Origin of the sequence: Microbacterium hydrocarbonoxydans, from assembly GCF_011752045.1 — a bacterium.
Classification (GTDB): Bacteria; Actinomycetota; Actinomycetes; order Actinomycetales; family Microbacteriaceae; genus Microbacterium.
Genome location: NZ_JAAKXW010000001.1, coordinates 1,123,471 through 1,146,922, shown reverse-complemented (window position 1 = coordinate 1,146,922; position 23,452 = coordinate 1,123,471). Strand labels below are relative to the sequence as shown.

The window sequence follows — 23,452 nt, the reverse complement described above, 5'->3', positions numbered from 1 at the left end:
CGCGGATCGACGTCGCTCCACCACACCCTTTCCCTGAGCAAGGAGCACATCTGTGGCACTGATCGAGGCTGTAGGCGCACGCGAGATTCTGGACTCGCGCGGAAACCCGACCGTCGAGGTGGAGGTGCTCCTCGATGACGGCGTCGTCCAGCGTGCGGCCGTCCCGTCCGGCGCGTCCACCGGCGCCTTCGAGGCGTACGAGCTGCGCGACGGCGACAAGAGCCGCTATGGGGGCAAGGGCGTCCTGAAGGCCGTCGAGGCCGTCATCGACGAGCTGGGGCCGGCGATCGAGGGCGTGGAGGCGAGCGAGCAGCGCATCGTCGACGAGATCCTCATCGAGACCGACGGCACCGAGAACAAGCAGCGCACCGGCGCCAACGCGATCCTCGGCGTCAGCCTCGCGGTCGCGAAGGCCGCGGCCGACTCGGCCGACCTGCCGCTGTTCCGCTACCTCGGCGGCCCGAACGCGCACGTGCTGCCCGTTCCGCTGTTCAACGTCATCAACGGCGGCGAGCACGCGGACAACGGCATCGACATGCAGGAGTTCTTCCTCGCGCCGATCGGCGCCGAGACCTACTCCGAGGCGCTCCGCTGGGGCGTGGAGACCTATCACGTGCTGCGCGCCGAGCTGAAGGCGGCGGGATACGCGACCGGCCTCGGTGACGAGGGCGGCTTCGCCCCCGACCTGCCCAGCAACCGCGAGGGCCTCGACTTCCTCGTCAAGGCGATCGAGAAGGCCGGCTTCAAGCCCGGCACCGAGATCGCGCTCGGCCTCGACGTCGCCGCGACCGAGTTCTTCAACGACGGCGTGTACCGCCTCGACAACAAGGACTGGTCGGCCCCCGAGCTCATCGAGTACTACCAGGGCCTGGTCAGCGACTTCCCGATCGTCACGATCGAGGATGCTCTCGCCGAGGACGACTGGGACAACTGGAAGCTCCTCACCGAGGCGCTCGGCTCCAAGGTCCAGCTGGTCGGCGACGACCTGTTCGTCACCAACCCGCAGCGCCTCGCCGACGGCATCCAGCGCGGCGTCGCCAACTCGCTGCTCGTCAAGGTCAACCAGATCGGCACGCTCACCGAGACGTTCGACGCGGTCAGCCTCGCACAGCGCTCCGGCTACACCGCGATGCTCTCGCACCGCTCGGGCGAGACCGAGGACACCACGATCGCCGACCTCGTCGTCGCGACGAACTCGGGTCAGATCAAGGCGGGTGCGCCTGCTCGCAGCGAGCGCGTCGCGAAGTACAATCAGCTTCTGCGCATCGAGGAGGAGCTGGGCGACGCCGCGGTGTTCGCCGGTCGCTCCGCGTTCCCCCGCTACCAGGGCTGAGCGCAGCTGAAGACTGCTTGACACCGCTCTCCGAGCGGGCACGACGGAGGAGGAGCCGTGGCACGACGACCGGCTCCTCCTTCGGCGTCTCCGGGCGCGTCCTCCGCTCGCCCGTCCGGCGCCACCGGGCGGAAGGGTGCGACGCCCGCCGCGAAGTCCCGTGCGAGGGGCGCGGTCTCTCCCCGCGCGACCTCGCGCGGCGCCGCGGCACAGCGCGTCGACGTGCGCGAATGGGCCTCCGGCATCCGCCTCTCGGCGTTCTCGGTGATCATGCTGTCCCTCGTCATCCTGGGTGCCTGGGTGCTCGTGCCGACGCTGGGCACGTTCATCGATCAGCGGCAGAAGATCGCCGCGCTCGAGGCCTCCATCCAGGTGTCGGAAGACGAGATCGCGGCCCTGGAGCACGAGCGCGAACGCTGGCGCGACCCCGCCTACATCACGACGCAGGCCCGCGAGCGGCTCTACTACGTCAAGCCCGGCGAGGTCGTCTACTTGATAGACAACGACCTCGATCCGGCCGCCCTCCCGCGAGAGCAGGAGCCGGTGAGCGACACGCTCGAGGAGAGGCCGGCGGACTGGATGCCGCAGCTGCTGCGCACCCTCACCGCAGCCGGCCTCAGCCAGACCGCCGCCGTCGCACGCTGACACCGCCGCTCGCTCGTTCCGAGCATCCTCCCGGCCGCCTCCCGTACGCTGGGAGGGTGACCACGCCGCCATTCCCCGCGCCCACGACCGCCGAGCTCGCCGTGGTGTCGGCCCAGCTGGGGCGGCCCGCTCGCGGCGTCGTCGGCATCGCCGCGCGCTGCGTGTGCGGGAACCCCACGGTGGTCGCGACGACGCCGCGCCTTCCCGACGGCACGCCGTTCCCCACGTTCTACTACCTCACGCATCCTGCGGCGACCGCGGCGATGTCCACGCTCGAGGCGACGCAGGTGATGCCCGAGCTGGCCGCCCTGCTCGCCGACGACGAGGACGTCGCCGCCGCGTACCTCGCGGCGCACGAGGCGTATCTGGCGGACCGGGCGCAGTTCGGCGAGGTGAGCGAGATCGACGGCATCTCCGCGGGCGGCATGCCCACCCGCGTCAAGTGCCTGCACGCGCTCGCAGGCCACGCGCTCGCCGCCGGCCCCGGTGTGAACCCCATCGGCGACGAGGCGCTCGCGCGATCCGCATGGACGCCGGCGGAATGCCGCTGCGATGACCCGGGCGCCGCCCTGCGCGACGTCGAGGCGTCGACGGCATGACCCGGAAGCGGATGCTGCGCGGGGCGGTCGCTGCGGCGGCGGCCGTGGCATCCGTCCTGCTCCTCGGTGCGGCGGCCACGCCGGCGCCGGTCCCCGACGACCCCGCCGACCCGGTGCGGGCGGCCGAGTACTGGCTCGACGGGGCCGGCATCCGCGAGGCCTGGCAGACGACCCGCGGGGAGGGCGTCACGATCGCCGTCATCGACACGGGCATCGGCAAGGTCCCGGGGACGTTCGACGGCGCGGTGGTCGGCGGCACCGACGTCTCCGGCTCCGGCACCCCTGACGGGCGGACGCCGCTCGGCGCGGTGGACGGCGACCACGGCTCCTGGGTGGCCTCCCTCGCGGCCGGTCGCGGGGCGGCAGACGGGAAGGGCATGATCGGCGTCGCCCCCGAGGCAGACCTCCTTTCGATCTCGGTCGGCTTCGGCGCCGCGGCGGCGGTGCCGTTCACGGAGCAGATCGCCAAGGCCATGCGGTGGGCGGTCGACAACGGCGCCGACATCATCAACCTCTCGTTCACCACCAATACGCTGGACTGGGACCGCAGCTGGGACGAGGCGTTCCTCTACGCCTTCGAGCACGACGTCGTGGTCGTCGTCGCCGCCGGCAACAGGGGGAGCGGCACCAGCATCATCGGCGCCCCCGCGACCATCCCCGGCGTCCTCACGGTCGGCGGCGTCGACCAGACCGGGACGGCGAGCGTCGAGGCGTCGACCCAGGGCATCACCATCGGCATCGCCGCCCCCAGCGAGGGCCTGATCGGCGTGTCCGCCGACGGAACCGTCGTGTCGTGGCGGGGAACAAGCGGAGCGGCGCCGATCGTCTCCGGCATCGCGGCCCTGGTGCGCTCCGCGCATCCCGATCTGAGCGCGGCGAACGTCATCAACCGCATCATCAAGACCGCGATCCCGGTGGAAGGGGCGTCGCAGGTGCCCGACCCGCTGTACGGATACGGCCTCGTCGACGCCCAGGCCGCGGTCACCGCCGACGTGCCGACCGTCGACAAGAACCCGATGGGGGACCTCGCGGAGTGGATCCGGCTGTACCGCAAAGCGGAGACCGTGCCGCAGCCCGAGCCGACCGTGACACCGGTCGCCGTGCCGCCGCTGCCGGATGCGGACGCACCGTCCGAGCCGGGGTCGCCGCTCCTTCCCAGCGCCGATTCACTGCTGTACGGTACCCTCCCGCTCATCGCGGTCACAGTCCCTGGTATCCTGGTAGCGCTTGGCGTCACCGCAGCTGCCCGGCGCATCCGATCGGCGCGCGCTCGCACGCCAAATCCCTGACTCCCGAGGAGTTGTCTCCCTGTGCCTCAGAACAGCACTGTGCCCAAGATCCTGATCGTCGGTGGAGGCTACGCGGGCTTCTACACGGCGTGGAAGCTCGAGAAGCACCTTCGCAAGGGTGAGGCGGAGGTGACCATGGTCGATCCGCTGCCCTACATGACCTACCAGCCGTTCCTCCCCGAGGTCGCGGCCGGCTCCATCGAGGCGCGCCACTCGGTCGTCGCCCACCGTCGCCACCTCAAGCGCACCCACGTCGTCACGGCGAAGGTCACCGGCATCGACCACGCCAACAAGGTCGCCACGATCACCCCGCCGCTGGGCGACCCGTACGAATTCGCCTACGACCACATCGTCGTCACGGCCGGCGCCGTGTCCCGTACCTTCCCGATCCCGGGCATCGCGGACAACGCGATCGGCCTGAAGACGATCGAGGAGGCCGTCGCGATCCGCGACCGCCTGATGTCGAACTTCGACAAGGCGGCGTCCATCCCGGCCGGTCCCGAGCGCGACCGTCTGCTCTCCGTCGTCGTGGTCGGCGGCGGCTTCGCCGGCATCGAGGTCTTCGCAGAGCTCCGCTCGCTCGCCTCGGCGCTCGTCGGCAAGTACCCGCAGCTGAGCTTCGACGACACGCACTTCCACCTCATCGAGGCGATGGGCCGCATCATGCCCGAGGTCTCGCTGAAGACCAGCGAGTGGGTGCTGAAGGACCTCGCCAAGCGCGGCGCCTACGTCCACCTCGACACCCAGGTCACCGGCGCCATCGACGGAAACGTCGAGCTCTCCACCGGCGAGGTCATCCCGACCGACCTGATCGTGTGGACCGCCGGCGTCATGGCGAACCCGACCGTCGTCCGCGGCGGCGACCTCCCCGTCGAGGAGCGCGGCCGCATCCAGACCCGTGCTGACCTGCGCGTGGGCACCGCCGACGAGATCGTCGAGGGCGCCTGGGCCGCCGGTGACGTCTCGGCCGTTCCGGACCTCTCCGGCGGCGGTGTCGGCGGCTACTGCGTGCCGAACGCGCAGCACGCCGTGCGTCAGGCCAAGCTCCTCGCGAAGAACCTCGTCGCCGTGCTGCGCGGTGAGGAGCCGAAGGAGTACTTCCACAAGAACCTCGGCGCCGTGGCCGGCCTCGGCCTCTACAACGGCGTGTTCCAGTCCGGCAAGATCGCGCTCAAGGGATTCGTCGCCTGGGTCGCGCACCGCGGCTACCATGGTCTCGCGATGCCGTCGTGGGAGCGCAAGCTCCGCGTCGTCTGGGGCTGGGTGAACAACCTCTTCCTCGGTCGTGACCTCGTGAACCTGCAGACCGTGCAGAACCCGCGCTACGTGTTCGAGGAGTTCGCCTCCCGTCCGCGTCCGGCAGCGGATGTCGCGCCTGCGGCGCCGAAGACCGGTGCGGTCAAGGTCGAGGCCGCCAAGGCCGAGGCCGAGCCGGCCGCGAAGGCTCCGGCGAAGAAGGCCCCGGCGAAGAAGAAGGCCGAGACGGCCGCCGCCAAGTGAGCGTGTGACATGCGAACGCCCCGATCCCACCAGGGATCGGGGCGTTCTGCATCGGACGTGCCCCCGCTGGGACTCGAACCCAGACTGAAGCGATTTTAAGTCGCCTGCCTCTGCCATTGGGCTACGGGGGCCTGCTCAGAAGCCTAGCGACGGAACGGGTGTGCGACGGGGTCCCGGTAATCCTGAATCGGAGTCCGGGGAGGTCGTAGGGTGGGGGAGTGCTCGACCTCACCGCCGAACTGAGCTCCGCCGCGCGGGGCGTCGCCCCCGAATGGGAGGACCCCGCCCGCTACTGGCCTCGGCTCTCCGCTGCCACCGGGCACCTTCCCGCGCCGGTCGCGGTGATCGACCTCGACGCGCTCCGGTACAACGCCATGGACCTGCTGGTCAGGGCCGGCGGGCTGCCGATCCGCGTCGCCTCCAAGTCCGTGCGGGTGCGGGCCGTGCTCGACGCCGTGCTGCGGCTGCCCGGATTCCGCGGCATCCTCGCGTTCACGCTCGCCGAGGCTCTCTGGCTCGCCGACACCCACGATGACGTCGTCGTCGGCTATCCGACGGTCGACCGCGTGAGCCTTCAGCGACTGCTCGACGACCCGCAGGCGGCAGCGCGCATCACGCTCATGGTCGACGATCCCGCGCACCTCGACATCGTCGACAGCATCGCCCCCGCGGGGAGCCGTCCGGAGATCCGTGTGGCGATCGACGCCGACGCCTCGCTCCGCTCCGCCGCTCTGGGGCACATCGGCGTCCGCCGCTCGGCGCTGTTCAGCCCCGGCGAGGTCGCCGCCTTCGCGCGCAGGATCGTCCGCAGGCCCGGATTCCGTCTTGTCGGCCTGCAGATGTATGAAGCGCAGATCGCCGGTCAGGGTGACGACGCCGGCCCCGATGCGCCGCTGATCCGGCTGGTCCAGGCGCGCTCCCGGGAAGAGCTGCGCGAGCGCCGTGCCGCGATCGTGAGTGCTCTGTCCGACGTCGCCCCTCTGGAGTTCCTGAACGGCGGCGGCACCGGTTCGCTGGAGTTCACCGGAAGCGACGAGTCGCTCACCGAGGCGAGCGCCGGCAGCGGCCTGCTCGGCGGGCACCTCTTCGACGGCTATCGCTCCTTCCGCCCCGCTCCGGCGGCGGCCTTCGCGTTCGACGTCGTCCGCCGCCCGGCCGCGGACATCGCGACCGTCCTCGGCGGAGGCTGGATCGCGTCCGGCCCGGCGCTCGCCTCCCGGCAGCCGCTGCCCGTATGGCCGGAGGGGCTGCGCACCCTGCCGCGGGAGGCCGCAGGTGAGGTGCAGACGCCGCTGCAGGGGAGGGCGGCCCGGGGCCTCGGCGTCGGCGACCGGGTCTGGTTCCGGCACGCCAAGAGCGGGGAGCCCGCCGAGCGCGTCGAAAGCTACCGGCTCGTCTCCGGTGACGAGATCATCGACGAGCTGCCCACCTACCGCGGGGAAGGGAAGACGTTCCTGTGACGAGAATCGGAGGCACCTGGGAGAACTGGGGGCGGACGGCCCGCGTCAAGCCGATCCGCGTGGAGCGGCCGCGCACGCCGGAGGGTGTGCAGCGGGCCGTGAAGGCCGCGGTCACCCACGGCCTGACAGTCAAGGCGGTCGGCGCCGGACACAGCTTCACGGGCATCGCCGTCGCGCCCGGCGTGCTCCTGGAGCTCGACGACCTGCAGGGTCTGGTGTCGGCGGATGCCGTGACCGGCCGTGCCACCCTCCTCGCCGGCACCCGGCTGCACCGCATACCCGGGCTGCTCGCGCCCTACGGACTCGCCATGGAGAACCTCGGCGACATCGACCGGCAGTCGATCTCCGGGGCGATCTCGACCGGCACGCACGGAACCGGCGCGAGGTTCGGCGGACTCGCCACGCAGGTCGTCGGCGTGACGATGATCACCGCGGAGGGGGAGTTCCTCCGGATCGACGAGGCACAGCACAGCGAACTGCTGCCGGCCGCGGCCCTCGGACTCGGCGCCCTCGGCGTCATCGTCGAGGTGACGCTGCAGTGCGTCCCCGCCTTCGTGATGCAGGCGGTCGACGAGCCGGCCCCGCTCGAAGACGTGCTCGCAACGCTCGAACATCGTGTGGCGGCATCCGATCATTTCGAGTTCTACTGGTTCCCGCACACGGAAGTCGCGCTCACCAAGAGGCAGACCCGCCTTCCGGAGTCGGTAAGGCGGGAGCCGCTGCCCGTGGTGGGGAAGTGGATCGACGAGACGCTCCTGTCGAACGGCGTCTACCGCGTGGTCTGCGCCGCGGGGCGGGCGGTGCCGGCGATCACGCCGCCGTTCAGCCGTCTCGCGGTGAAGCTCACCGGCGACCGGCGGTACACGGACCTGTCTCATCGCGTGCTCACCCAGAGCCGCACCGTGCGGTTCCGCGAGATGGAGTACGCGCTGCCGGTCGAGGAGGTCGTCCCCGCGTTCCGCGAGCTCCAGGCGCTCATCGCACGGCGCGGATGGCGGATCGAGTTCCCTGTCGAGGTGCGGTTCGCCGCCGAGGACGACCGGTGGCTCTCCACCGCCCACGGCCGTGCGAGCGGATACATCGCCGTCCATCGCTACTGGCGGGCGGACCCGACCGAGTACTTCGAGGCGGTCGAGCGGATCATGCTCGAGCACGGCGGTCGCCCGCACTGGGGCAAGCTGCACACGCTGACGGCCGAGCAGCTGCGGGAGCGATACCCGCGCTTCGACGAGTTCACGGCCCTCCGGGATCGCCTCGATCCCGAGCGTCGCTTCTCGAACACCCATCTCGAGCGGGTCCTCGGCAGTTGAGCCGCCCCTCCTCGCGACGGGCGCGCCATACCCAGTCGACGCGCAGACTGCGCCGATAGGATGAGAGAAACACGAGGAAGGGTGGGCCTCTGATGGAATGGCTCGTGCCGGTACTGATCGTCGTCGGAGTGATCCTGCTCATCGGCATCTACCTCTGGGCGACGTACAACTCGCTGGTGCAGCTGAACGTCCGCGTCGACGAGGCATGGAGCGGCATCACGGTGCAGCTGAAGAGACGAGCCGACCTCATCCCGAACCTCATCGAGACCGTCAAGGGCTACGCCTCGCACGAGAAGGCCGTCTTCGAGAACGTCACGCGCGCCCGCGCGGAGACCCTCTCCGCGAGCGGCCCGGGTGAGGCAGGCATCGCCGAGGGGCACCTGCAGCAGGCGCTGCGCAGTCTCTTCGCCGTCGCCGAGGCGTACCCGCAGCTGCAGGCGAGCCAGAACTTCCTCCAGCTGCAGCACTCGCTGGTCGACACCGAGGACAAGATCCAGGCCGCGCGCAGGTTCTACAACGGCGGGGTGCGCGAGCTGAACACCAAGATCAAGGTGTTCCCCAACAACCTCTTCGCCAAGGGGCTGGGGTTCACCGAGCGCGAGTTCTTCGAGGTCGCCGACAGCGGCGCGATCTCCGAACCTCCCCGCGTGCAGTTCTGACCGCGAGGGCCCGATGCATGAGCATCGGGCCCTCTGCATGTCCGGGACCCTCTCAGGCTGCGCTCTCGCGCGCGTGCACGTGCCGGCGCACGGGCACCGCGCCGAGACCGTGGAGGGCGGCGTGGACGGCATCCGCCGCGGTGCCCCAGCCCGACACCGAGACGTGCTCGAGGCCCTGCCAGGTGGCGGCGAGAGCCAGCTCGGCGGCGATCCGGCCGGCATCCTCCGGCCGCGCCTGAGGCTCCCACCACGCCGACTGCACCTGCAGGGTCGACGCCGCGCGGTCGGCCTTGAGGTCGACGCGGGAGACGATCCGGTCGCCGACCAGCACGGGCAGCGAGTAGTAGCCGTAGCGGCGCTTCTCGGCGGGGACGTAGATCTCGATCCGGTAGTCGAGGTCGAAGGCGCGGAGCGCCCGCTCGCGGAACCACACGACGGGGTCGAACGGGGTGAGCAGGGCCGCGGCGTCCAGCTTCCTCGGGAGCACCGCATCGCGGTGGCGCCAGGCCGCCAGCGGCCGGCCGCCCCGCTCCCAGCCGCGCACCTGCACGGGCAGCAGCTCGCCGTCGTCCTCGAGCTCGGAGATCGCCTGCGACACCGCGGCCCGATCGCGGATGCGGTAGTAGTCCGCGAGGTCGGACGGGGTCGCCACCCCCGAAGAACGGGCCGCACGGCGCACCAGCTCGCGGATGGCGTCGGGCACGGCGATCTCCCGGGACAGGATGTCCGCCGGGACGACCTGCTCGGCGAGTGCGTAGGTGCGCTCGAATCCCTTGCGACCGCTGATCGCGACCTCGCCGGTGCGCCACATGTGCTCCAGGGCGACCTTCACGTCGTCCCAGTCCCACCAGGTGCCGCGCTCGCGAGGAGCGTCCGCCCTGATGTCCGCCGGCCGGAGCGGCCCGCGTGCGCGGAGCTCGTCGCGGACCCAGGCGAGCGTGCGCTCATTGCTCGCCGCCCAGGACCCGGCCTTCTCCAGCCGCCTGCGGAAGTACTCGCGCCGGAACTCCCACAGCGGCCAGTCCTCGATCGGCATGAAGGTCGCCTCGTGCGCGAGGTACTCGACGTAGTGCGTCGTCCTGGACAGGAAGAGACGGTCCAGGAGCGCCGGGTCGTAGACCCCGAGCCGGGAGAACAGCGGCATGTAGTGCGAGCGGGCGAAGACGTTCACCGAGTCGATCTGGAGCACTCCCAGACGGTCCATCACCCGGTGCACGTGGCGGGAGGAGACGGCGGCAGGGCGGGCACGGGAGAAGCCCTGCGCGGCCAGGGCCATGCGTCGTGCCTGGGCGGCGCTGAGAACATCGGTCACCCGGCCAGGCTAGCGCCGGCCACGGACACCGCTCCGCGTCACGCGTGCCGGAGCGTTCCCGCGCTCGTTCTAGACTTGGGCGATGAGCGAAGAGCAGCGTCCACGGCTGAGGGATCTCTTCCGCCCTCGCCCCCCATCGACCGAACGCACGGTGATCACGGAAGCGGACGAGGCGATACCGCTCCCGCTGCGGATCACCGCCGGCTACGCCTGGCGGCTGCTGCTCATCGCCGCGGCGGTCGCCGGCATCATCTGGATCGTCATCCAGCTCAAGCTCCTCGTGATCCCCCTCATGGTCGGCATCCTCATCACGGCCCTGCTCTGGCCGGCCTTCGAGTGGATGCTGCGCCACCGCTTCCCGCGCTGGGCCGCGGTCGCCATCTCGATCGTCGGCACCCTCGCGATCGTGACGGTGCTGCTCTGGCTCGTCGTCTGGCAGGTGCGTGCACAGCTGCCCGATGTCCAGGCGCGCAGCATGCAGGCGGTGGAGGAGTTCCGGCAGTTCCTCCTCGACGGTCCGCTGCACCTCAGCGAGAAGCAGATCCAGGACTACATCGATCAGGGACTCGCGATCCTCGACGAGCAGGCGCAGCTCCTGTGGAACGGCGCGCTGGCGGTCGGCAGCACCGCCGCGCACGTCGTCACCGGCGCCGTTCTGTCGCTGTTCATCCTCATCTGCCTCCTCGCCGACGGCGCGGGCATCTGGCGGTGGGCGCTGCGGCTGTTCCCTCGCGCCGCCCGTCCGGCCGCCGACGGCGCCGCACGCAACGGCTGGCAGACGATCGTCAACTACGCCAGGACGCAGCTTCTGGTCGCCGCGATCGACGCGATCGGCATCGGCGTCGGTGCGGCCCTGCTGGGCGTGCCCCTGGCGATCCCGGTCGCCGTGCTGGTCTTCCTCGGCTCGTTCGTCCCCATCGTCGGCGCCGTCGTGACCGGCGCGTTCGCCGTGCTGCTCGCCCTCGTCTACAACGGCCCCTGGATCGCACTGGCGATGCTCGCCGTGGTGCTGGCCGTGCAGCAGATCGAGGGCCACATCCTGCAGCCGATCCTCATGGGCTCCGCGGTCAAGGTGCACCCGCTCGCCGTGGTGCTCGTCGTCGCCGGCGGATCGATGATCGGCGGCATCCCCGGGGCGCTGTTCGCGGTGCCCCTCGCCGCGTTCGCGAACGTCGCGGCCGTCACCGTCAGCACCGGGTCCTGGCGCACCGGCGACCAGCCCGACGCCGACCTCATCTGGAGCACAGTCCCGCGGCAGCGGGCACGGAGGAATCGATGAACGCAGTACCCGGCCTGGCCGAGTTCGAGCACGCGGCCGAGAGCCTGGCAGAGGTGATCGAGCACACGCCGACCCTTCCGTCGCGCGCGGTGTCGGCGTTCCTCGGAGCGCCGGTGCTGCTGAAGATGGAGAACCTCCAGCGCACCGGCTCGTTCAAGATCCGCGGCGCCGCGTACCGGCTGTCGCGCCTGAGCCCGGAGGAGCGCGCCCGCGGCGTGGTCGCCGCCTCCGCAGGCAACCATGCGCAGGGTGTCGCCCTCGCCGCTCAGGCGCTCGGCATCCCGGCCACGATCTTCATGCCGCTGGGCGTGCCGGTCCCGAAGCTCCTGGCGACCCGCGGGTACGGCGCCGAAGTCGTGCTGGAGGGGGAGACCGTGGCGACCTCGCTGCGCCTCGCCGCCGAGTTCGCCGAGCGCACCGGCGCCGTGCTGATCCATCCGTTCGACCACCGCGACGTGGTGATCGGCCAGGGCACCCTCGGACTGGAGCTGCTGGACGACGCTCCCGAGGTCGACACCATCGTGCTCGGCATCGGCGGCGGCGGGCTCATCGCGGGCGTGGCGGCAGCGGTCAAGGCGCGTGCCGCGCAGCTCGGCCGCACGATCCGCATCATCGGCGTCCAGGCGGAGAACGCCGCGGCCATGCCCCCGTCGCTGGAGGCCGGTCACCCGGTGGACATCGAGACCAGGCCCACGATCGCCGACGGCATCCTCGTCGCCCGTCCCGGAGCCGTGCCGTTCGAGATCATCAAGGATCTCGTCGACGAGGTCGTCACCGTCTCCGACGACGACCTCGCCCGCGCGATCCTCATCCTCCTGGAGCAGGCGAAGGTCGTCGCCGAGCCCGCAGGCGCCGCCGGGGTGGCGGCGATCATGGCAGGCAAGGTGAAGGCCACCGGGCCGACCATGGCGGTCATCTCCGGTGGCAACATCGACCCGCTGCTGCTGCAGCGCGTCGTCTCGCACGGTCTCGCCGCCTCCGGCCGCTACCTCACCATCCGCATCCCGCTTCCCGACCGGCCCGGCCAGCTCGCACGCGTCTCCGAGCTCATCGCCGAGGCGGGCGCGAACGTCATCGAGGCCATGCACACGCGTCACGGGCACGGCCTGCAGATCACGGAGGTCATCCTCGAGCTCAGCGTCGAGACGCGTGGCGCCGAGCACTCGGAGCTCACGCTGGAGACGCTCAGGCGCGCCGGCTTCGAGCCGATCGTCGTCCCGGACTAGAAGCCAGGGCAGACGAAGAGGCCCCGTCCGATCGGACGGGGCCTCTTCGCATGAGCCGGAGCCGGATCAGCCGGTGTACGTCTCCACGTTCACGATCTCCACGGAGATCGAGCGGCCGTTCGGCGCCTCGTACGAGGACTTCTCGCCCACCTTGAGGCCGAGGATCGCCTGGCCGAGCGGGCTCGCCTCGCTGTAGACGTCGAGGTCGCTGCCCGCGGCGATCTCACGGCTGCCGAGGAGGAACACCTCTTCGCCGCCCGCAACGATCGCGGTCACGACCGTGCCCGGCTCGACGATGCCGCGGCTCGCGGGCGCCTCGCCGACCTTGGCCGTCTTCAGCAGGCCCTCGAGGGTGCGGATGCGGGCCTCCTGCTTGCCCTGCTCGTCCTTCGCGGCGTGATAGCCGCCGTTCTCCTTGAGGTCGCCCTCCTCGCGGGCGGCCTCGATGCGCTTGGCGATCTCGTCGCGTCCGGTGGTGGACAGGTGCTCCAGCTCGGCGACGAGCCGGTCGTACGCTTCCTGCGTGAGGAAGGGAACCTGAGCGTCAGTAGACATGACGGAGCTCCTTCGTTCGGTATCCCTCCGGCGTTCAGCGGGGGATATGCCAAGACGCCCCGGCACGGTGCCAGGGCGTCGTCTTGTCTGCGACGAGTCTAGGCGACCCAGCAGGCGTTCACCAAACCTGTGGTCGCCGCGGCCACCGTCGGGACGGTGACGGAGAGGGCCTGGGAGTGGCTGTCTCCGGCCGGGATCTCGACGAGCTTCCAGCCGACGACGCCGAACTCCTCGTCGAGCGCCTCGACGATGCAGACGACGTCCTTGCCCTGGACGCCGGTGATCTGGAAGCGCACATCGACGGTGTGCTCGTCGACGAGGTCGAAGCCCAGATCGTCCGCGTCCACGGAGTTCATCTGGTTCGTCACGATCATCCACCCGAAGGCGGCCACGGCGAGGACGGCGACGGCGATCGCGATGATCCACGGAGCCCGCCGCCGACGGGTGCGGCCATAGCGTTCGTCGAGCTCTTGTGCGGTCGTCACGGGGCGGGTCTTCCGGTCGTTAGGCTGGTGATTCCAGGTTAAGCCACCTGCGGATGAAAGGCCGACTCATGCTCGCTCTGACCGAGACCCCGATGCCGACGCCCACGATGACCGTGGCACCGGAGCTCGTCACGCCCGGCTTCGTCGGGTTCGCGGCGGTCGTGATCCTGCTCATCGCGGTGATCCTGCTGATCCTGGACATGAACCGCCGCATCCGCCGGGTCCGCTACCGCGAGGAGGTGCGGGAGGAGCTGGATGCCGAAGAGGCCGCCCGCGCCGCAGACGAGGCCACCGAGGCGGATGCCGGCCTGCCGATCGTGCGCGAGGGCGACGACGACCCGACGAAGGCCTGAGCCCGCCGCGCTCAGGCGCCGAGCGAGGGGGACAGCGGGGCCAGCGCGATGAGCAGGCAAGCCGTCCAGTGGCACAGGAACGCGAGCACCGTGCACACGTGGAAGATCTCGTGGAATCCGAAGCGCCCCGGCCACGGGTTCGGCCTCTTCATGGCGTAGACGACCGCTCCGGCGGTGTACAGCAGTCCGCCCACGATGACGAGGATCATCATGGCCACGTTCGCATGCAGCAGGTCGGCCATGTACATCACCGCGGCCCAGCCGAGCAGCAGGTACAGGGCGACGTAGAGCCAGCGCGGGGCGTTGATCCAGAAGACGCGGAACAGGATGCCGAGCAGCGCCCCGCTCCAGACCAGGATGAGCAGCAGTGCGCCCTTGCCGGGCGGGAGGGCGAGGACCGCGAGCGGCGTGTACGTCCCGGCGATCAGCAGCAGGATGTTCGCGTGGTCGATCCGCTTCAGGATGACCTTGACCTTCGGGCTCCAGTCGAAGCGGTGGTAGAGCGCCGAGTTGCCGAAGAGGAGCAGCGACGTCGCCATGAACACCGCGGCGGCCCACTTGGCCGCCCCGCCCTGGGCGAAGACGATGAGGAGCACACCGGCGGCGATCGCCACGGGGAAGGTGCCCGCGTGGATCCAGCCTCGCCAGGTCGGCCGGATGTCGGTGCCGGCGTCGTGCTGCGCCTCGGCCATGAGCGGAAGCTCGGGGACGTCGGAGGGCGAGGGGTCGGGTGTGCTCACGTGCTCACTCTAGGCGCGGCGGCATGCCGCATGACGTACATACCCTCAGCATCCGCACACGGCGGCCGGCCGCGCGGCGCGGTAGCGTAGGGAGGTGATGTCACGCGAGGGTCAGGGGCGAGGGCCGCTGTACCGTCTCTACAGCAACCGGCTCCGCCGCCACCTGGATCCGGCGACCGTGCCGCACCACGTCGCGATGATGATCGACGGAAACCGCCGCTGGGCGCGGCAGCTCGGCTACACGACGCCGGCGGAGGGGCATCGGGCCGGGGCCGCCAAGATGCGCGAGTTCCTGGGCTGGTGCGACGAGCTCGGCATCGGGGTCGTCTCGCTGTACCTGCTCTCGGCCGACAACCTCCGCAAGCGCGACTCCGCCGAGCTCGCCGACCTCATCGAGATCATCGCCGAGCTCGCAGAGGCCCTGTCGCGCGAAGGGAACTGGCGTGTGCAGCACGTCGGGCGCAGCGACATCCTCCCCGCCGAGCTCGCACGCGTCCTCGCGGATGCCGAGGAGCGCACGCGCGACCACACCGGCCTGCACGTGAACCTCGCCGTCGGCTACGGGGGCCGCAACGAGATCGTCGACGCGGTGCGCAGCATCATCGTGAAGCACGAGGCCTCGGGCGGCACGATGGAGGACCTGGCCGCCCAGCTCACCCCGGAGATGATCGGGGAGCACCTGTACACCGGCGGCCAGCCCGACCCCGACCTCGTCATCCGCACCAGCGGCGAGCAGCGCCTCAGCGACTTCCTCCTCTGGCAGAGCGCCCACAGCGAGTTCTACTTCGTCGAGGCGCTCGGCCCCGACCTCCGCCAGGTCGACTTCCTCCGCGCGATCCGCGACTACGCCGACCGGGACCGGCGCTTCGGGCGCTGACCCCGCCCTCATCGATGCGGGCGCCGTGCCAGGATGAAGCGGTGAGCACTTTCGACGACTATCTCGCCACCTTCGACAGCGAGCCGGGATACCTGAACTGGGCCGCGTTCGGCCCGCTCTCGCCGTCCGTGCGCGAGGAGGTCTTCGCCGACGCCGACCTTCTCGGCAGCGGACGCCCCTCGTCGCTCGCCCTCGTGGGCGAGCGCATCGGCCAGGCGCAGGAGCTCGTCGCCGAGCTGCTCGGCGCCGAGGCCGTCGAGGTCACGGTGCAGCCGTCGTCGACGCACGGTCTCGCGCAGGCCCTGTACGGACTCAGCGGCGCCGTCATCGCCGGTACGGGGGAGTTCCCCAGCGTGAGCCTCACCCTCGACCGCGCCGCCACGGCCTCGCACGGCGGGCTCGCCCCGCGCTGGATCACGCCCGCCGACGGGCGCGTGACCCCGGATGCCGTCGCCGAGGCCCTCGACGACGAGGTCACGGCGGTCGTCGTCAGCCACGTCGACTTCCGCACCGGCTACCGTGCCGACCTCGCGGCGCTCCGCGAGCTGATCGGGCCCGACCGCCTGCTGATCGTCGACGCCGTGCAGTCGTTCGGCGTGATCGACGTGGACTGGTCCGCGGCGGATGTCGTCGCCGGGCACGGCTACAAGTGGCTCCGGGCCGGCCGCGGCAGCGGCTTCACCTGGTTCTCCTCGCACGCCAGGGAGCGGATCGCCCCGGTCCTCAGCGGCATCACGGGCACCACGGCGACCGGGCTCTTCGTGGACGAGCTGCCGGCGCCGGCGGCATCCGCCCAGGCCTTCACCGTGAGCATGCCGGACACGCTCGCCGCCGGGCGTCTCGCGATCGGCGTCCGCGACGTGCGCGATGCCGGGGTGGCGGCGATCGAGGGGCGCCTCGCCGAGCAGGTCGACGCGATCCTGGATATCGCCGATCATCGCGGGATCGCCGTGGTCTCGCCGCGGGAGCGGTCGGAGCGGGCGGGGATCGTGGCGCTCGCGCCGGAGGAGCCGGCGAGACTCGCCGCGGCGCTCGCGAACGCAGGGCTGGTCGTCACGGCGCGCGGCTCCACGATTCGCGTGGCACCGCACGCGGGCACGGATGCCGGCACCCTGCAGCTCCTCGACGACGCGCTCGCAGCGTTCGGATACGAGACGTTCACCATCGCGTAACAAGATCGTGGCGTGTCGGGTCGCGGTAATGTCCGCTCCCGGTCGTACCTTCTAGGCATCGGGCAAGGCGCCCGGTCGGGTCGACCTCAAGGTTTCCGACTCGAGACCCCCTGGTCGACTCGTTCGCATAGCCGGGAATCCCCGGGTCGGGAGTGGGTCGTGAGCACACGTACAGCGCAGCAGGCCACCAGCACAGCGCAGCAGTCCACCCGTAAGACGACGAGGCGAGCATCCTCCGCAGGTCCCGACCAGGATCTGCGCACGTACGTGCTGGACACGTCCGTGCTGCTGAGCGATCCGCAGGCGTTCTTCCGCTTCGCAGAGCACTCCGTCGTGCTCCCGGTCGTGGTGATCACGGAGCTCGAGGGCAAGCGGAACGATCCGGAGATAGGCTACTTCGCCCGCCAGGCGCTGCGGCACCTCGACGACCTGCGCGTCGAGCACGGGCGGCTGGACTTCCCGGTCGAGGTCGGAGACGGCGGCACCCTCCGGGTCGAGCTCGCGAACGTCGACACCTCCGTGCTCCCGGCAGGCATCCGGCTCAGCGACAACGACAGCCGCATCCTCTCCGTGGCCATGCATCTCGCCCAGGACGGACAGGACGTCACGATCGTCTCGAAGGACCTGCCGATGCGCGTGAAGGCCGCGTCCCTCGGCATCCGCGCCGAGGAGTACCTGGCTGAGCAGGCCATCGACTCGGGCTGGACCGGCATCAGCACCCTCGACCTCTCCGGCGACGACATGAGCGACCTCTACGAGAGCGAGGTCGGCATCAGCGAGGACGCCCGCGGCCTGCCCGTCAACACGGGGCTCATCATCCACTCCGAGCGCGGATCCGCGCTCGGCAGGGTCACCGGCGACGGCGAGTACCGTCTCGTGCGCGGCGACCGCGACATCTTCGGCATGCACGGCCGGTCGGCGGAGCAGCGCATCGCGATCGACCTGCTGCTCGACCCCGACATCGGCATCGTGTCGCTCGGCGGACGAGCAGGCACCGGCAAGTCGGCGCTCGCCCTGTGCGCGGGTCTCGAAGCGGTGCTGGAACGGCAGCAGCAGAAGAAGATCATCGTCTTCCGTCCCCTGTTCGCGGTCGGCGGTCAGGAGCTCGGCTACCTGCCCGGCGACCAGGGGGAGAAGATGAACCCGTGGGGGCAGGCGGTGTTCGACACCCTCGGCTCGGTGGTCTCAGGGAACGTCATGGAGGAGGTCATCGAGCGCGGCATGCTCGAGGTGCTTCCGCTGACGCACATCCGCGGTCGCTCCCTGCACGACGCCTTCGTGATCGTCGACGAGGCGCAGTCGCTGGAGCGCAACGTGCTGCTGACGGTGCTGAGCCGCATGGGACAGAACTCCCGCGTCATCCTCACGCACGACGTCGGCCAGCGCGACAACCTCCGCGTCGGCCGGCACGACGGCATCGCCAGCGTCATCGAGACGCTCAAGGGGCACGACCTTTTCGCCCACGTCACCCTGATGCGCTCGGAGCGCTCCGCGATCGCGGCGCTCGTCACCGAGCTCCTGGAGGGCGGCGAGCTCAGCTGAGATCGACGGGAACGGCGGATGCTGCGGCATCCGCCGTTCTCGCGTGTTCCGGCTGACGGCCCGGCGACCGCGGCTAGGCTCGGGGGCATCGACACGATGGAGTGACCATGACTGATGCGATGAAGACGGTTGATGAACGCGAGCTGCCGCCGGTGGCGGTGGACGAGAGACCCCGCTGGACGCCGCTGAAGATCGTGATCTGGGCCGCGGTCGCCCTGCTCGGCGGCGTGGCGTGGACGATGCTCGCGATCGTGCGGGGCGAGACCGTGAACGCGATCTGGTTCGTCTTCGCCGCGGTCTGCACCTATCTGATCTTCTATCGCTTCTACTCGAAGTACATCGAGCGGAACCTCGCCAGGCCGGATGACAGGAGGGCGACACCGGCCGAGTACAAGGCCGATGGCAAAGACTACGTCGCCACGGACCGCCGCGTGCTGTTCGGCCACCACTTCGCAGCGATCGCCGGCGCCGGACCGCTCGTCGGTCCCGTGCTCGCCGCGCAGATGGGCTACCTCCCCGGCACGCTGTGGATCATCGTCGGCGTGGTGCTCGCCGGCGCCGTGCAGGACTACCTCGTGATGTTCTTCTCGATGCGCCGAGGCGGCCGCTCTCTCGGTCAGATGGCGCGGGACGAGCTCGGCCGGTTCGGCGGCACGGCCGCGATCATCGCGACCCTGCTCATCATGATCATCATCACGGCGATCCTCGCGCTCGTCGTCGTCAACGCCCTCGGCGAGAGCCCATGGGGCGTGTTCTCGGTCGCGATGACGATTCCGATCGCGCTGTTCATGGGCGCGTACCTCCGCTGGATCAGGCCGGGGAAGATCACCGAGGTCTCCCTCATCGGCTTCGTGCTGCTGATGGCCGCGATCATCGGCGGCGGCATGGTCGCCGAGACCGACTGGGGCCAGGCGCTGTTCACGCTCGATCGGACCACGATCGCCTGGGGCATCATCGTCTACGGCTTCATCGCGGCTGTGCTGCCGGTGTGGATCCTGCTCGCACCGCGCGACTACCTCTCCACCTTCATGAAGATCGGCGTGATCGTGGCGCTCGCGGTGGCGATCGTGTTCGTCCGCCCGGAGATCTCGGTCCCGGCGTTCAGCGAGTTCGCCGGGGGACAGACGGGCCCCGTCTGGGCGGGAGCGCTGTTCCCGTTCCTGTTCGTCACGATCGCCTGCGGTGCCCTGAGCGGCTTCCATGCCCTCATCTCCTCCGGCACGACGCCGAAGATGATCGAGAAGGAGAAGCAGACCCGCTTCATCGGATACGGCGGGATGCTGATGGAGTCGTTCGTCGCGATCATGGCGCTCGTCGCGGCGATCTCGATCGATCGCGGCCTGTACTTCGCGATGAACTCCTCGCCGGCGGCGACGCTCGGCACGGTCGAGGGCGCCGTCGCGTTCGTGAACGGACTCGGCCTGACCGGGGTGAACCTCACGCCGGACATGCTGACGAGCACGGCTGCCGCGGTCGGCGAGGAGACGATCATCTCCCGTACCGGTGGTGCGCCGACGCTGGCGCTCGGTCTCGCGCACATCATGCAGCAATGGATCGGCGGCCCCGGCATGATGGCGTTCTGGTACCACTTCGCGATCATGTTCGAGGCGCTCTTCATCCTCACCGCGGTGGACGCCGGCACCCGCGTCGCGCGGTTCATGCTGCAGGACTCGGTGGGCAACGTCATCCCGCGCTTCAAGGACACGTCGTGGCGGGTGGGCGCGTGGATCTGCACAGCCGTGATGGTGGCCGGATGGGGCGCGGTGCTCATCATGGGCGTCACGGATCCGCTCGGCGGCATCAACACCCTGTTCCCGCTGTTCGGGATCGCGAACCAGCTGCTGGCGGCGATCGCGCTCGCCGTGGTGCTGACGATCGTCGCGCGACGTCGCACGTTCCGCGTGCTCTGGGTGGTCGCGCTGCCGCTGGCCTTCGTCACCGTGGTGACGGTGACGGCGTCGCTGCAGAAGATCTTCTCCACGGTCCCGCAGGTCGGCTACTTCGCGAATCACGTCGCGTTCCGCGATGCGCTCGCCGCAGGGGAGACGTCGTTCGGCACGGCGCAGACGGTCGAGGCGATGCAGGCGGTCGTGCGGAACACGATGATCCAGGGCACGCTGTCGGTGATCTTCCTCGCGCTCTCGGTCATCGTGATCACGATCTCGGTGGTCCGCGTGGTCCAGGCGTTCCGTCCCGGGCCGGTCGTCGACCGCGAGGACCCGGAGCGCCCGTCCCGCCGCTTCGCCCCTGCCGGCCTCATCGCCACGAGTGAGGAGCGGGCGCTGGAGAAGGAGTGGGACGCGCTCCCGGCATCCGCTCAGCCGACCAGGGGGCACTGATGAGCACCGTCACCGCCGGACCGGTGCGCCGGGCATGGGGCGCCCTCGCCTGGTACCTCAACGGCCTCACCGGTCAGTCGCGGTACGCGGCCTACCTGGAGCACGAGCGCACGCGGCATCCGGATCGGGAGCCGCTCACCGAGCGCGAGTTCTGGCGCCGCCATTACGCGGCCCAGGACGCCGACCCCGGCGCCCGCTGCTGCTGAGCCGTTCGTCCCGATCCGCGGACCGCGTCCCGATCTGCGGAGGATCCGATCGGCTTGCTCGGCGGATCGGGACAGGCTCCGCGCGTCGGGTCAGCAGCGGTCTCGCATCCGGGACAGCGCGGCGAGAATCGCGCTCTGAACCGTCGGCCATTCATGGACGATCTGCGCGTAGTCGAAGCGCAGGGTCTCGTACCCGAGGGCGGATGCCGCCGCATCCCGGACCAGGTCTCTGTGCCGCTTCCCCGGAGCATCGTGATTCCCCTTGCCGTCCGCCTCGAGTATCAGCATCCCGTCGATCATGAAGTCGACGCGGCCGACGCCGGCCAGCGGAACCTGGCAGTCCAGCCGGATGCCCAGCAGGTGCATGCGCAGGCGAAGGAGGGACTCGAGACCGCTGTCGGCGTCCGGCCTCGCCAGATCCAGGAGCCAACGAGCGGACGCCGGCACCATCGCGCGGATCCGGCTGCATGCGGCGCGGGACAGCAGACGGAGCCGAAGTGCGGACTCGTACGCCGCGAAGAAGGCCTCGTCCCCGGCGCAGCGGAGGAAATGGGCCAGGGCGGTCTCGAGCGGCGCGCTTCCCAGGGGAGGGACCCCGCGATAGTAGTGGGACACGCACACGCACCCCGGATGAGAGTGCGGATGCCGGTCGGCGCCGAGCCAGACGTGCGGGACGAGCGTCGGGCAGAGGACCCAGACGCCCATCATCTGCAGAACGCTCGCGCAGGTCAGCGCCCCGCCGTGCGCTGCAGCGGTCCGCAGACGAGCATCGATGTCGCCGGCGGAGAACACGCCGTCACGGATCCGCTCGATCTCTCCCCGCTGTACAGCGCGAGACAGGGCGCGGCGGGTGAAGCCGAGCTTCTGCAGATGCGTACCGCGTGCGATCCCGCCGAGGCGTCTGATGGTCTCCGGTGCTGAGAGCATGTCCGACAGGATGCCGTGGCCGCGGCATCCGTGTGACGCGGTGTGCCGGTGCATGGGGACAGCTGGGTCATCGGTCGGGTTGTGCAGAAGCAGCAGAACGCCCCGATCCGCTGACCTCGTCACGATCTGCTGATGAATCCGGGAGGAAGGTCAGCAGATCGGGACGACGGCCGCAGATCGGGGCGCCGCGACTGAGGTCAGCCGGCGTGCGTCATCGACAGCAGGTCGAGCTTCTCGTCGAGCTGCTCGAGGGTGAGCTCGCCGCGCTCCACGTAGCCGAGGTCGATCACGGCGTCGCGGACCGTGATGCCCTTGGCGACGGAGTGCTTCGCGATCTTCGCGGCCGCCTCGTAGCCGATGAGCTTGTTCAGCGGCGTGACGATCGACGGGCTCATGCCGGCGAACGCGGCGGCGCGCTCGAGGTTCGCCTGCAGGCCGTCGATGGTCTTGTCGGCCAGAACGCGCGAGGCGTTGGCGAGCAGGCGGATGGACTCGAGCAGCGCCGTGCCCATCACCGGGATGGCGACGTTGAGCTCGAAGGAACCGGATGCTCCGGCCCAGGCGACCGTCGCGTCGTTGCCGATCACGCGGGCGCAGACCATGAGCACGGCCTCCGGGACGACCGGGTTGACCTTGCCGGGCATGATCGAGGAGCCGGGCTGCAGGTCGGGGATGTGCAGTTCGCCGAGACCCGTGTTCGGGCCTGAGCCCATCCAGCGCAGGTCGTTGTTGATCTTCGTCAGCGAGACGGCGATCGTGCGCAGCGCGCCGGAGGTCTCGACGAGGCCGTCGCGGTTCGCCTGAGCCTCGAAGTGGTCCTTCGCCTCGGTGATGGGCAGCTCGGTCTCGGCCGCGAGCAGCGCGATGACCTTCTGCGGGAAGCCGAGCGGGGTGTTGATGCCGGTGCCGACGGCGGTGCCGCCGAGGGGGACCTCCGCGACGCGGGGGAGGGCGGACTGCACGCGCTCGATGCCGAGGCGGATCTGACGGGCGTAGCCGCCGAACTCCTGGCCGAGGGTCACCGGGGTGGCGTCCATGAGGTGGGTGCGGCCCGACTTCACGGCGTCCTTCCACAGCTCGGCCTTCGCCTCGAGCGCCACGGCGAGGTGGTCGAGCGACGGGATGAGCGTGTCGATGAGCGCCTGCGTGACGGCGATGTGCACGGAGGTCGGGAACACGTCGTTCGAGGACTGCGAGGCGTTCACATGGTCGTTGGGGTGCACGGTCGCGCCGAGGATGCGGGTCGCGAGGTTCGCGAGCACCTCGTTCATGTTCATGTTCGAGGAGGTGCCGGAACCGGTCTGGTACGTGTCGACGGGGAACTCGCCGTCGTGCCGGCCTGCTGCGACCTCGTCGGCGGCCTGGGCGATCGCGTCGGCGATGGCGCCGTCGAGCGTGCCGAGCTCCTTGTTCGCGAGGGCGGCGGCCTTCTTGATGCGGGCGAGCGCGGCGATCTGCGCGGACTCGAGGCCCTTGCCCGAGATCGGGAAGTTCTCCACGGCGCGCTGGGTCTGCGCCCCGTACAGCGCGTTCACGGGCACGCGCACCTCGCCCATGGTGTCGTGCTCGATGCGGTAGTCGATGTCGGTCATTCCGAACCCTCCTCGGTTGCGGGGTCGATCCCTGTGTGTGCGTGTCGGTGTG

The 23,452-nt window shown here is 70.3% G+C and carries 22 protein-coding genes and 1 tRNA gene; 16 read left to right on the top strand and 7 right to left on the bottom strand.

Translation table 11 applies throughout. The annotated features are described in order from the left end of the window. The first annotated feature begins 52 nt into the window (after positions 1-52). The 5 genes from eno to G6G98_RS05425 are packed head-to-tail and all read left to right on the top strand — an operon-like array spanning position 53 to position 5,366. Positions 53-1,333, top strand: a complete 1,281-nt coding sequence (eno, locus tag G6G98_RS05445; RefSeq protein WP_067350181.1) for a phosphopyruvate hydratase — start codon at positions 53-55, stop codon at positions 1,331-1,333. A 57-nt stretch (positions 1,334-1,390) separates the two neighbouring features. Beyond that, positions 1,391-1,978, top strand: coding sequence for an FtsB family cell division protein (locus tag G6G98_RS17045; RefSeq protein WP_208321425.1), 588 nt, complete (start codon positions 1,391-1,393; stop codon positions 1,976-1,978). A gap of 56 nt (positions 1,979-2,034) precedes the next feature. After that, positions 2,035-2,577: a DUF501 domain-containing protein gene (locus tag G6G98_RS05435; RefSeq protein WP_067350185.1), complete on the top strand. Its 543-nt coding sequence runs from the start codon at positions 2,035-2,037 to the stop codon at positions 2,575-2,577. Continuing rightward, the gene (locus G6G98_RS05430; protein ID WP_164233368.1) at positions 2,574-3,866 is read left to right on the top strand and encodes a S8 family serine peptidase; all 1,293 of its coding nucleotides are present in this window, start codon (positions 2,574-2,576) and stop codon (positions 3,864-3,866) included. The genes G6G98_RS05435 and G6G98_RS05430 overlap by 4 nt, the downstream gene beginning before the upstream one ends. 39 nt (positions 3,867-3,905) lie before the next feature. Further along, on the top strand, positions 3,906-5,366 hold the full coding sequence (locus G6G98_RS05425) for an NAD(P)/FAD-dependent oxidoreductase (protein WP_164233370.1): 1,461 nt from the start codon (positions 3,906-3,908) through the stop codon (positions 5,364-5,366). A gap of 58 nt (positions 5,367-5,424) precedes the next feature. Here G6G98_RS05425 and G6G98_RS05420 read toward each other — a convergent pair. Then, positions 5,425-5,497 (bottom strand) — tRNA-Leu (locus G6G98_RS05420). 87 nt (positions 5,498-5,584) lie between these two features. Between G6G98_RS05420 and G6G98_RS05415 the strand changes: the two genes are divergently transcribed. The 3 genes from G6G98_RS05415 (at position 5,585) to G6G98_RS05405 (ending at position 8,795) form a co-directional block, all read left to right on the top strand. Further along, positions 5,585-6,826 (top strand): alanine racemase, encoded by a 1,242-nt coding sequence (locus G6G98_RS05415; protein ID WP_164233372.1) that lies wholly within the window; start codon positions 5,585-5,587, stop codon positions 6,824-6,826. Continuing rightward, positions 6,823-8,136, top strand: a complete 1,314-nt coding sequence (locus G6G98_RS05410; protein WP_164233374.1) for a D-arabinono-1,4-lactone oxidase — start codon at positions 6,823-6,825, stop codon at positions 8,134-8,136. Before G6G98_RS05415 ends, G6G98_RS05410 begins: the two co-directional genes overlap by 4 nt. A gap of 92 nt (positions 8,137-8,228) precedes the next feature. Then, a complete protein-coding gene (locus G6G98_RS05405) occupies positions 8,229-8,795 on the top strand; it encodes a LemA family protein (protein WP_067350200.1) in 567 nt (188 codons plus the stop codon). A gap of 52 nt (positions 8,796-8,847) precedes the next feature. On the opposite strand, the gene G6G98_RS05400 is transcribed toward G6G98_RS05405, so the two are convergent. Further along, positions 8,848-10,107, bottom strand: a complete 1,260-nt coding sequence (locus tag G6G98_RS05400) for a winged helix-turn-helix domain-containing protein (protein ID WP_164233376.1) — start codon at positions 10,105-10,107, stop codon at positions 8,848-8,850. 82 nt (positions 10,108-10,189) lie between these two features. On the opposite strand from G6G98_RS05400, the gene G6G98_RS05395 reads away from it, so the two are divergent. Beyond that, positions 10,190-11,386 carry an AI-2E family transporter gene (locus G6G98_RS05395; protein ID WP_084788218.1) on the top strand — a complete coding sequence of 399 codons (1,197 nt, stop codon included), beginning with the start codon at positions 10,190-10,192 and terminating at the stop codon, positions 11,384-11,386. After that, a complete protein-coding gene (gene ilvA / locus G6G98_RS05390; RefSeq protein WP_067350207.1) occupies positions 11,383-12,612 on the top strand; it encodes a threonine ammonia-lyase in 1,230 nt (409 codons plus the stop codon). The genes G6G98_RS05395 and ilvA overlap by 4 nt, the downstream gene beginning before the upstream one ends. A 66-nt stretch (positions 12,613-12,678) precedes the next feature. Here the strand turns inward: ilvA and greA are convergent, their stop codons facing one another. Both greA and G6G98_RS05380 read right to left on the bottom strand, forming a co-directional pair. Next, positions 12,679-13,167, bottom strand: a complete 489-nt coding sequence (gene greA, locus G6G98_RS05385) for a transcription elongation factor GreA (protein WP_067350209.1) — start codon at positions 13,165-13,167, stop codon at positions 12,679-12,681. A gap of 98 nt (positions 13,168-13,265) precedes the next feature. Continuing rightward, complete coding sequence (locus G6G98_RS05380) at positions 13,266-13,652, bottom strand: DUF4307 domain-containing protein (protein ID WP_067350213.1); 387 nt, start codon at positions 13,650-13,652, stop codon at positions 13,266-13,268. A 68-nt stretch (positions 13,653-13,720) separates the two neighbouring features. Between G6G98_RS05380 and G6G98_RS05375 the strand changes: the two genes are divergently transcribed. Continuing rightward, positions 13,721-14,005: a hypothetical protein gene (locus G6G98_RS05375; protein ID WP_067350216.1), complete on the top strand. Its 285-nt coding sequence runs from the start codon at positions 13,721-13,723 to the stop codon at positions 14,003-14,005. Between the two features lie 11 nt (positions 14,006-14,016). Here G6G98_RS05375 and trhA read toward each other — a convergent pair whose 3' ends face one another. After that, entirely contained in the window at positions 14,017-14,697 is a 681-nt protein-coding gene (trhA, locus tag G6G98_RS05370) for a PAQR family membrane homeostasis protein TrhA (protein WP_067350219.1), read from the bottom strand. Between the two features lie 145 nt (positions 14,698-14,842). On the opposite strand from trhA, the gene G6G98_RS05365 reads away from it, so the two are divergent. From G6G98_RS05365 to G6G98_RS05345, 5 genes are all read left to right on the top strand, one after another. Next, positions 14,843-15,622, top strand: a complete 780-nt coding sequence (locus tag G6G98_RS05365; protein ID WP_067350223.1) for an isoprenyl transferase — start codon at positions 14,843-14,845, stop codon at positions 15,620-15,622. Positions 15,623-15,663: 41 nt separating this feature from the next. Further along, positions 15,664-16,794, top strand: coding sequence for an aminotransferase class V-fold PLP-dependent enzyme (locus tag G6G98_RS05360; protein ID WP_243842012.1), 1,131 nt, complete (start codon positions 15,664-15,666; stop codon positions 16,792-16,794). A gap of 159 nt (positions 16,795-16,953) precedes the next feature. Further along, positions 16,954-18,336 carry a PhoH family protein gene (locus G6G98_RS05355; protein ID WP_067350230.1) on the top strand — a complete coding sequence of 461 codons (1,383 nt, stop codon included), beginning with the start codon at positions 16,954-16,956 and terminating at the stop codon, positions 18,334-18,336. A 119-nt stretch (positions 18,337-18,455) separates the two neighbouring features. Next, a complete protein-coding gene (locus G6G98_RS05350) occupies positions 18,456-20,675 on the top strand; it encodes a carbon starvation CstA family protein (protein ID WP_243842011.1) in 2,220 nt (739 codons plus the stop codon). Then, a complete protein-coding gene (locus G6G98_RS05345; protein ID WP_067353491.1) occupies positions 20,675-20,881 on the top strand; it encodes a YbdD/YjiX family protein in 207 nt (68 codons plus the stop codon). The genes G6G98_RS05350 and G6G98_RS05345 overlap by 1 nt, the downstream gene beginning before the upstream one ends. Positions 20,882-20,971: 90 nt before the next feature. Here the strand turns inward: G6G98_RS05345 and G6G98_RS05340 are convergent, their stop codons facing one another. Then, positions 20,972-21,808, bottom strand: coding sequence for a DUF559 domain-containing protein (locus G6G98_RS05340; RefSeq protein ID WP_164233382.1), 837 nt, complete (start codon positions 21,806-21,808; stop codon positions 20,972-20,974). A 197-nt stretch (positions 21,809-22,005) separates the two neighbouring features. Further along, a complete protein-coding gene (locus G6G98_RS05335) occupies positions 22,006-23,400 on the bottom strand; it encodes a class II fumarate hydratase (RefSeq protein WP_067350236.1) in 1,395 nt (464 codons plus the stop codon). Positions 23,401-23,452 lie beyond the last annotated feature (52 nt).

Coding starts and splice junctions, on each gene's coding strand:
- G6G98_RS05395 (WP_084788218.1), top strand. CDS start 10,190: ATGAGCGAAGAGCAGCGTCCACGGCTGAGGGATCTCTTCCGCCCTCGC.
- trhA (WP_067350219.1), bottom strand. CDS start 14,697: ATGGCCGAGGCGCAGCACGACGCCGGCACCGACATCCGGCCGACCTGG.
- G6G98_RS05430 (WP_164233368.1), top strand. CDS start 2,574: ATGACCCGGAAGCGGATGCTGCGCGGGGCGGTCGCTGCGGCGGCGGCC.
- greA (WP_067350209.1), bottom strand. CDS start 13,167: ATGTCTACTGACGCTCAGGTTCCCTTCCTCACGCAGGAAGCGTACGAC.
- G6G98_RS05365 (WP_067350223.1), top strand. CDS start 14,843: ATGTCACGCGAGGGTCAGGGGCGAGGGCCGCTGTACCGTCTCTACAGC.
- G6G98_RS05345 (WP_067353491.1), top strand. CDS start 20,675: ATGAGCACCGTCACCGCCGGACCGGTGCGCCGGGCATGGGGCGCCCTC.
- G6G98_RS05350 (WP_243842011.1), top strand. CDS start 18,456: ATGAAGACGGTTGATGAACGCGAGCTGCCGCCGGTGGCGGTGGACGAG.
- G6G98_RS05335 (WP_067350236.1), bottom strand. CDS start 23,400: ATGACCGACATCGACTACCGCATCGAGCACGACACCATGGGCGAGGTG.
- ilvA (WP_067350207.1), top strand. CDS start 11,383: ATGAACGCAGTACCCGGCCTGGCCGAGTTCGAGCACGCGGCCGAGAGC.
- G6G98_RS05405 (WP_067350200.1), top strand. CDS start 8,229: ATGGAATGGCTCGTGCCGGTACTGATCGTCGTCGGAGTGATCCTGCTC.
- G6G98_RS05375 (WP_067350216.1), top strand. CDS start 13,721: ATGCTCGCTCTGACCGAGACCCCGATGCCGACGCCCACGATGACCGTG.
- G6G98_RS05340 (WP_164233382.1), bottom strand. CDS start 21,808: ATGCTCTCAGCACCGGAGACCATCAGACGCCTCGGCGGGATCGCACGC.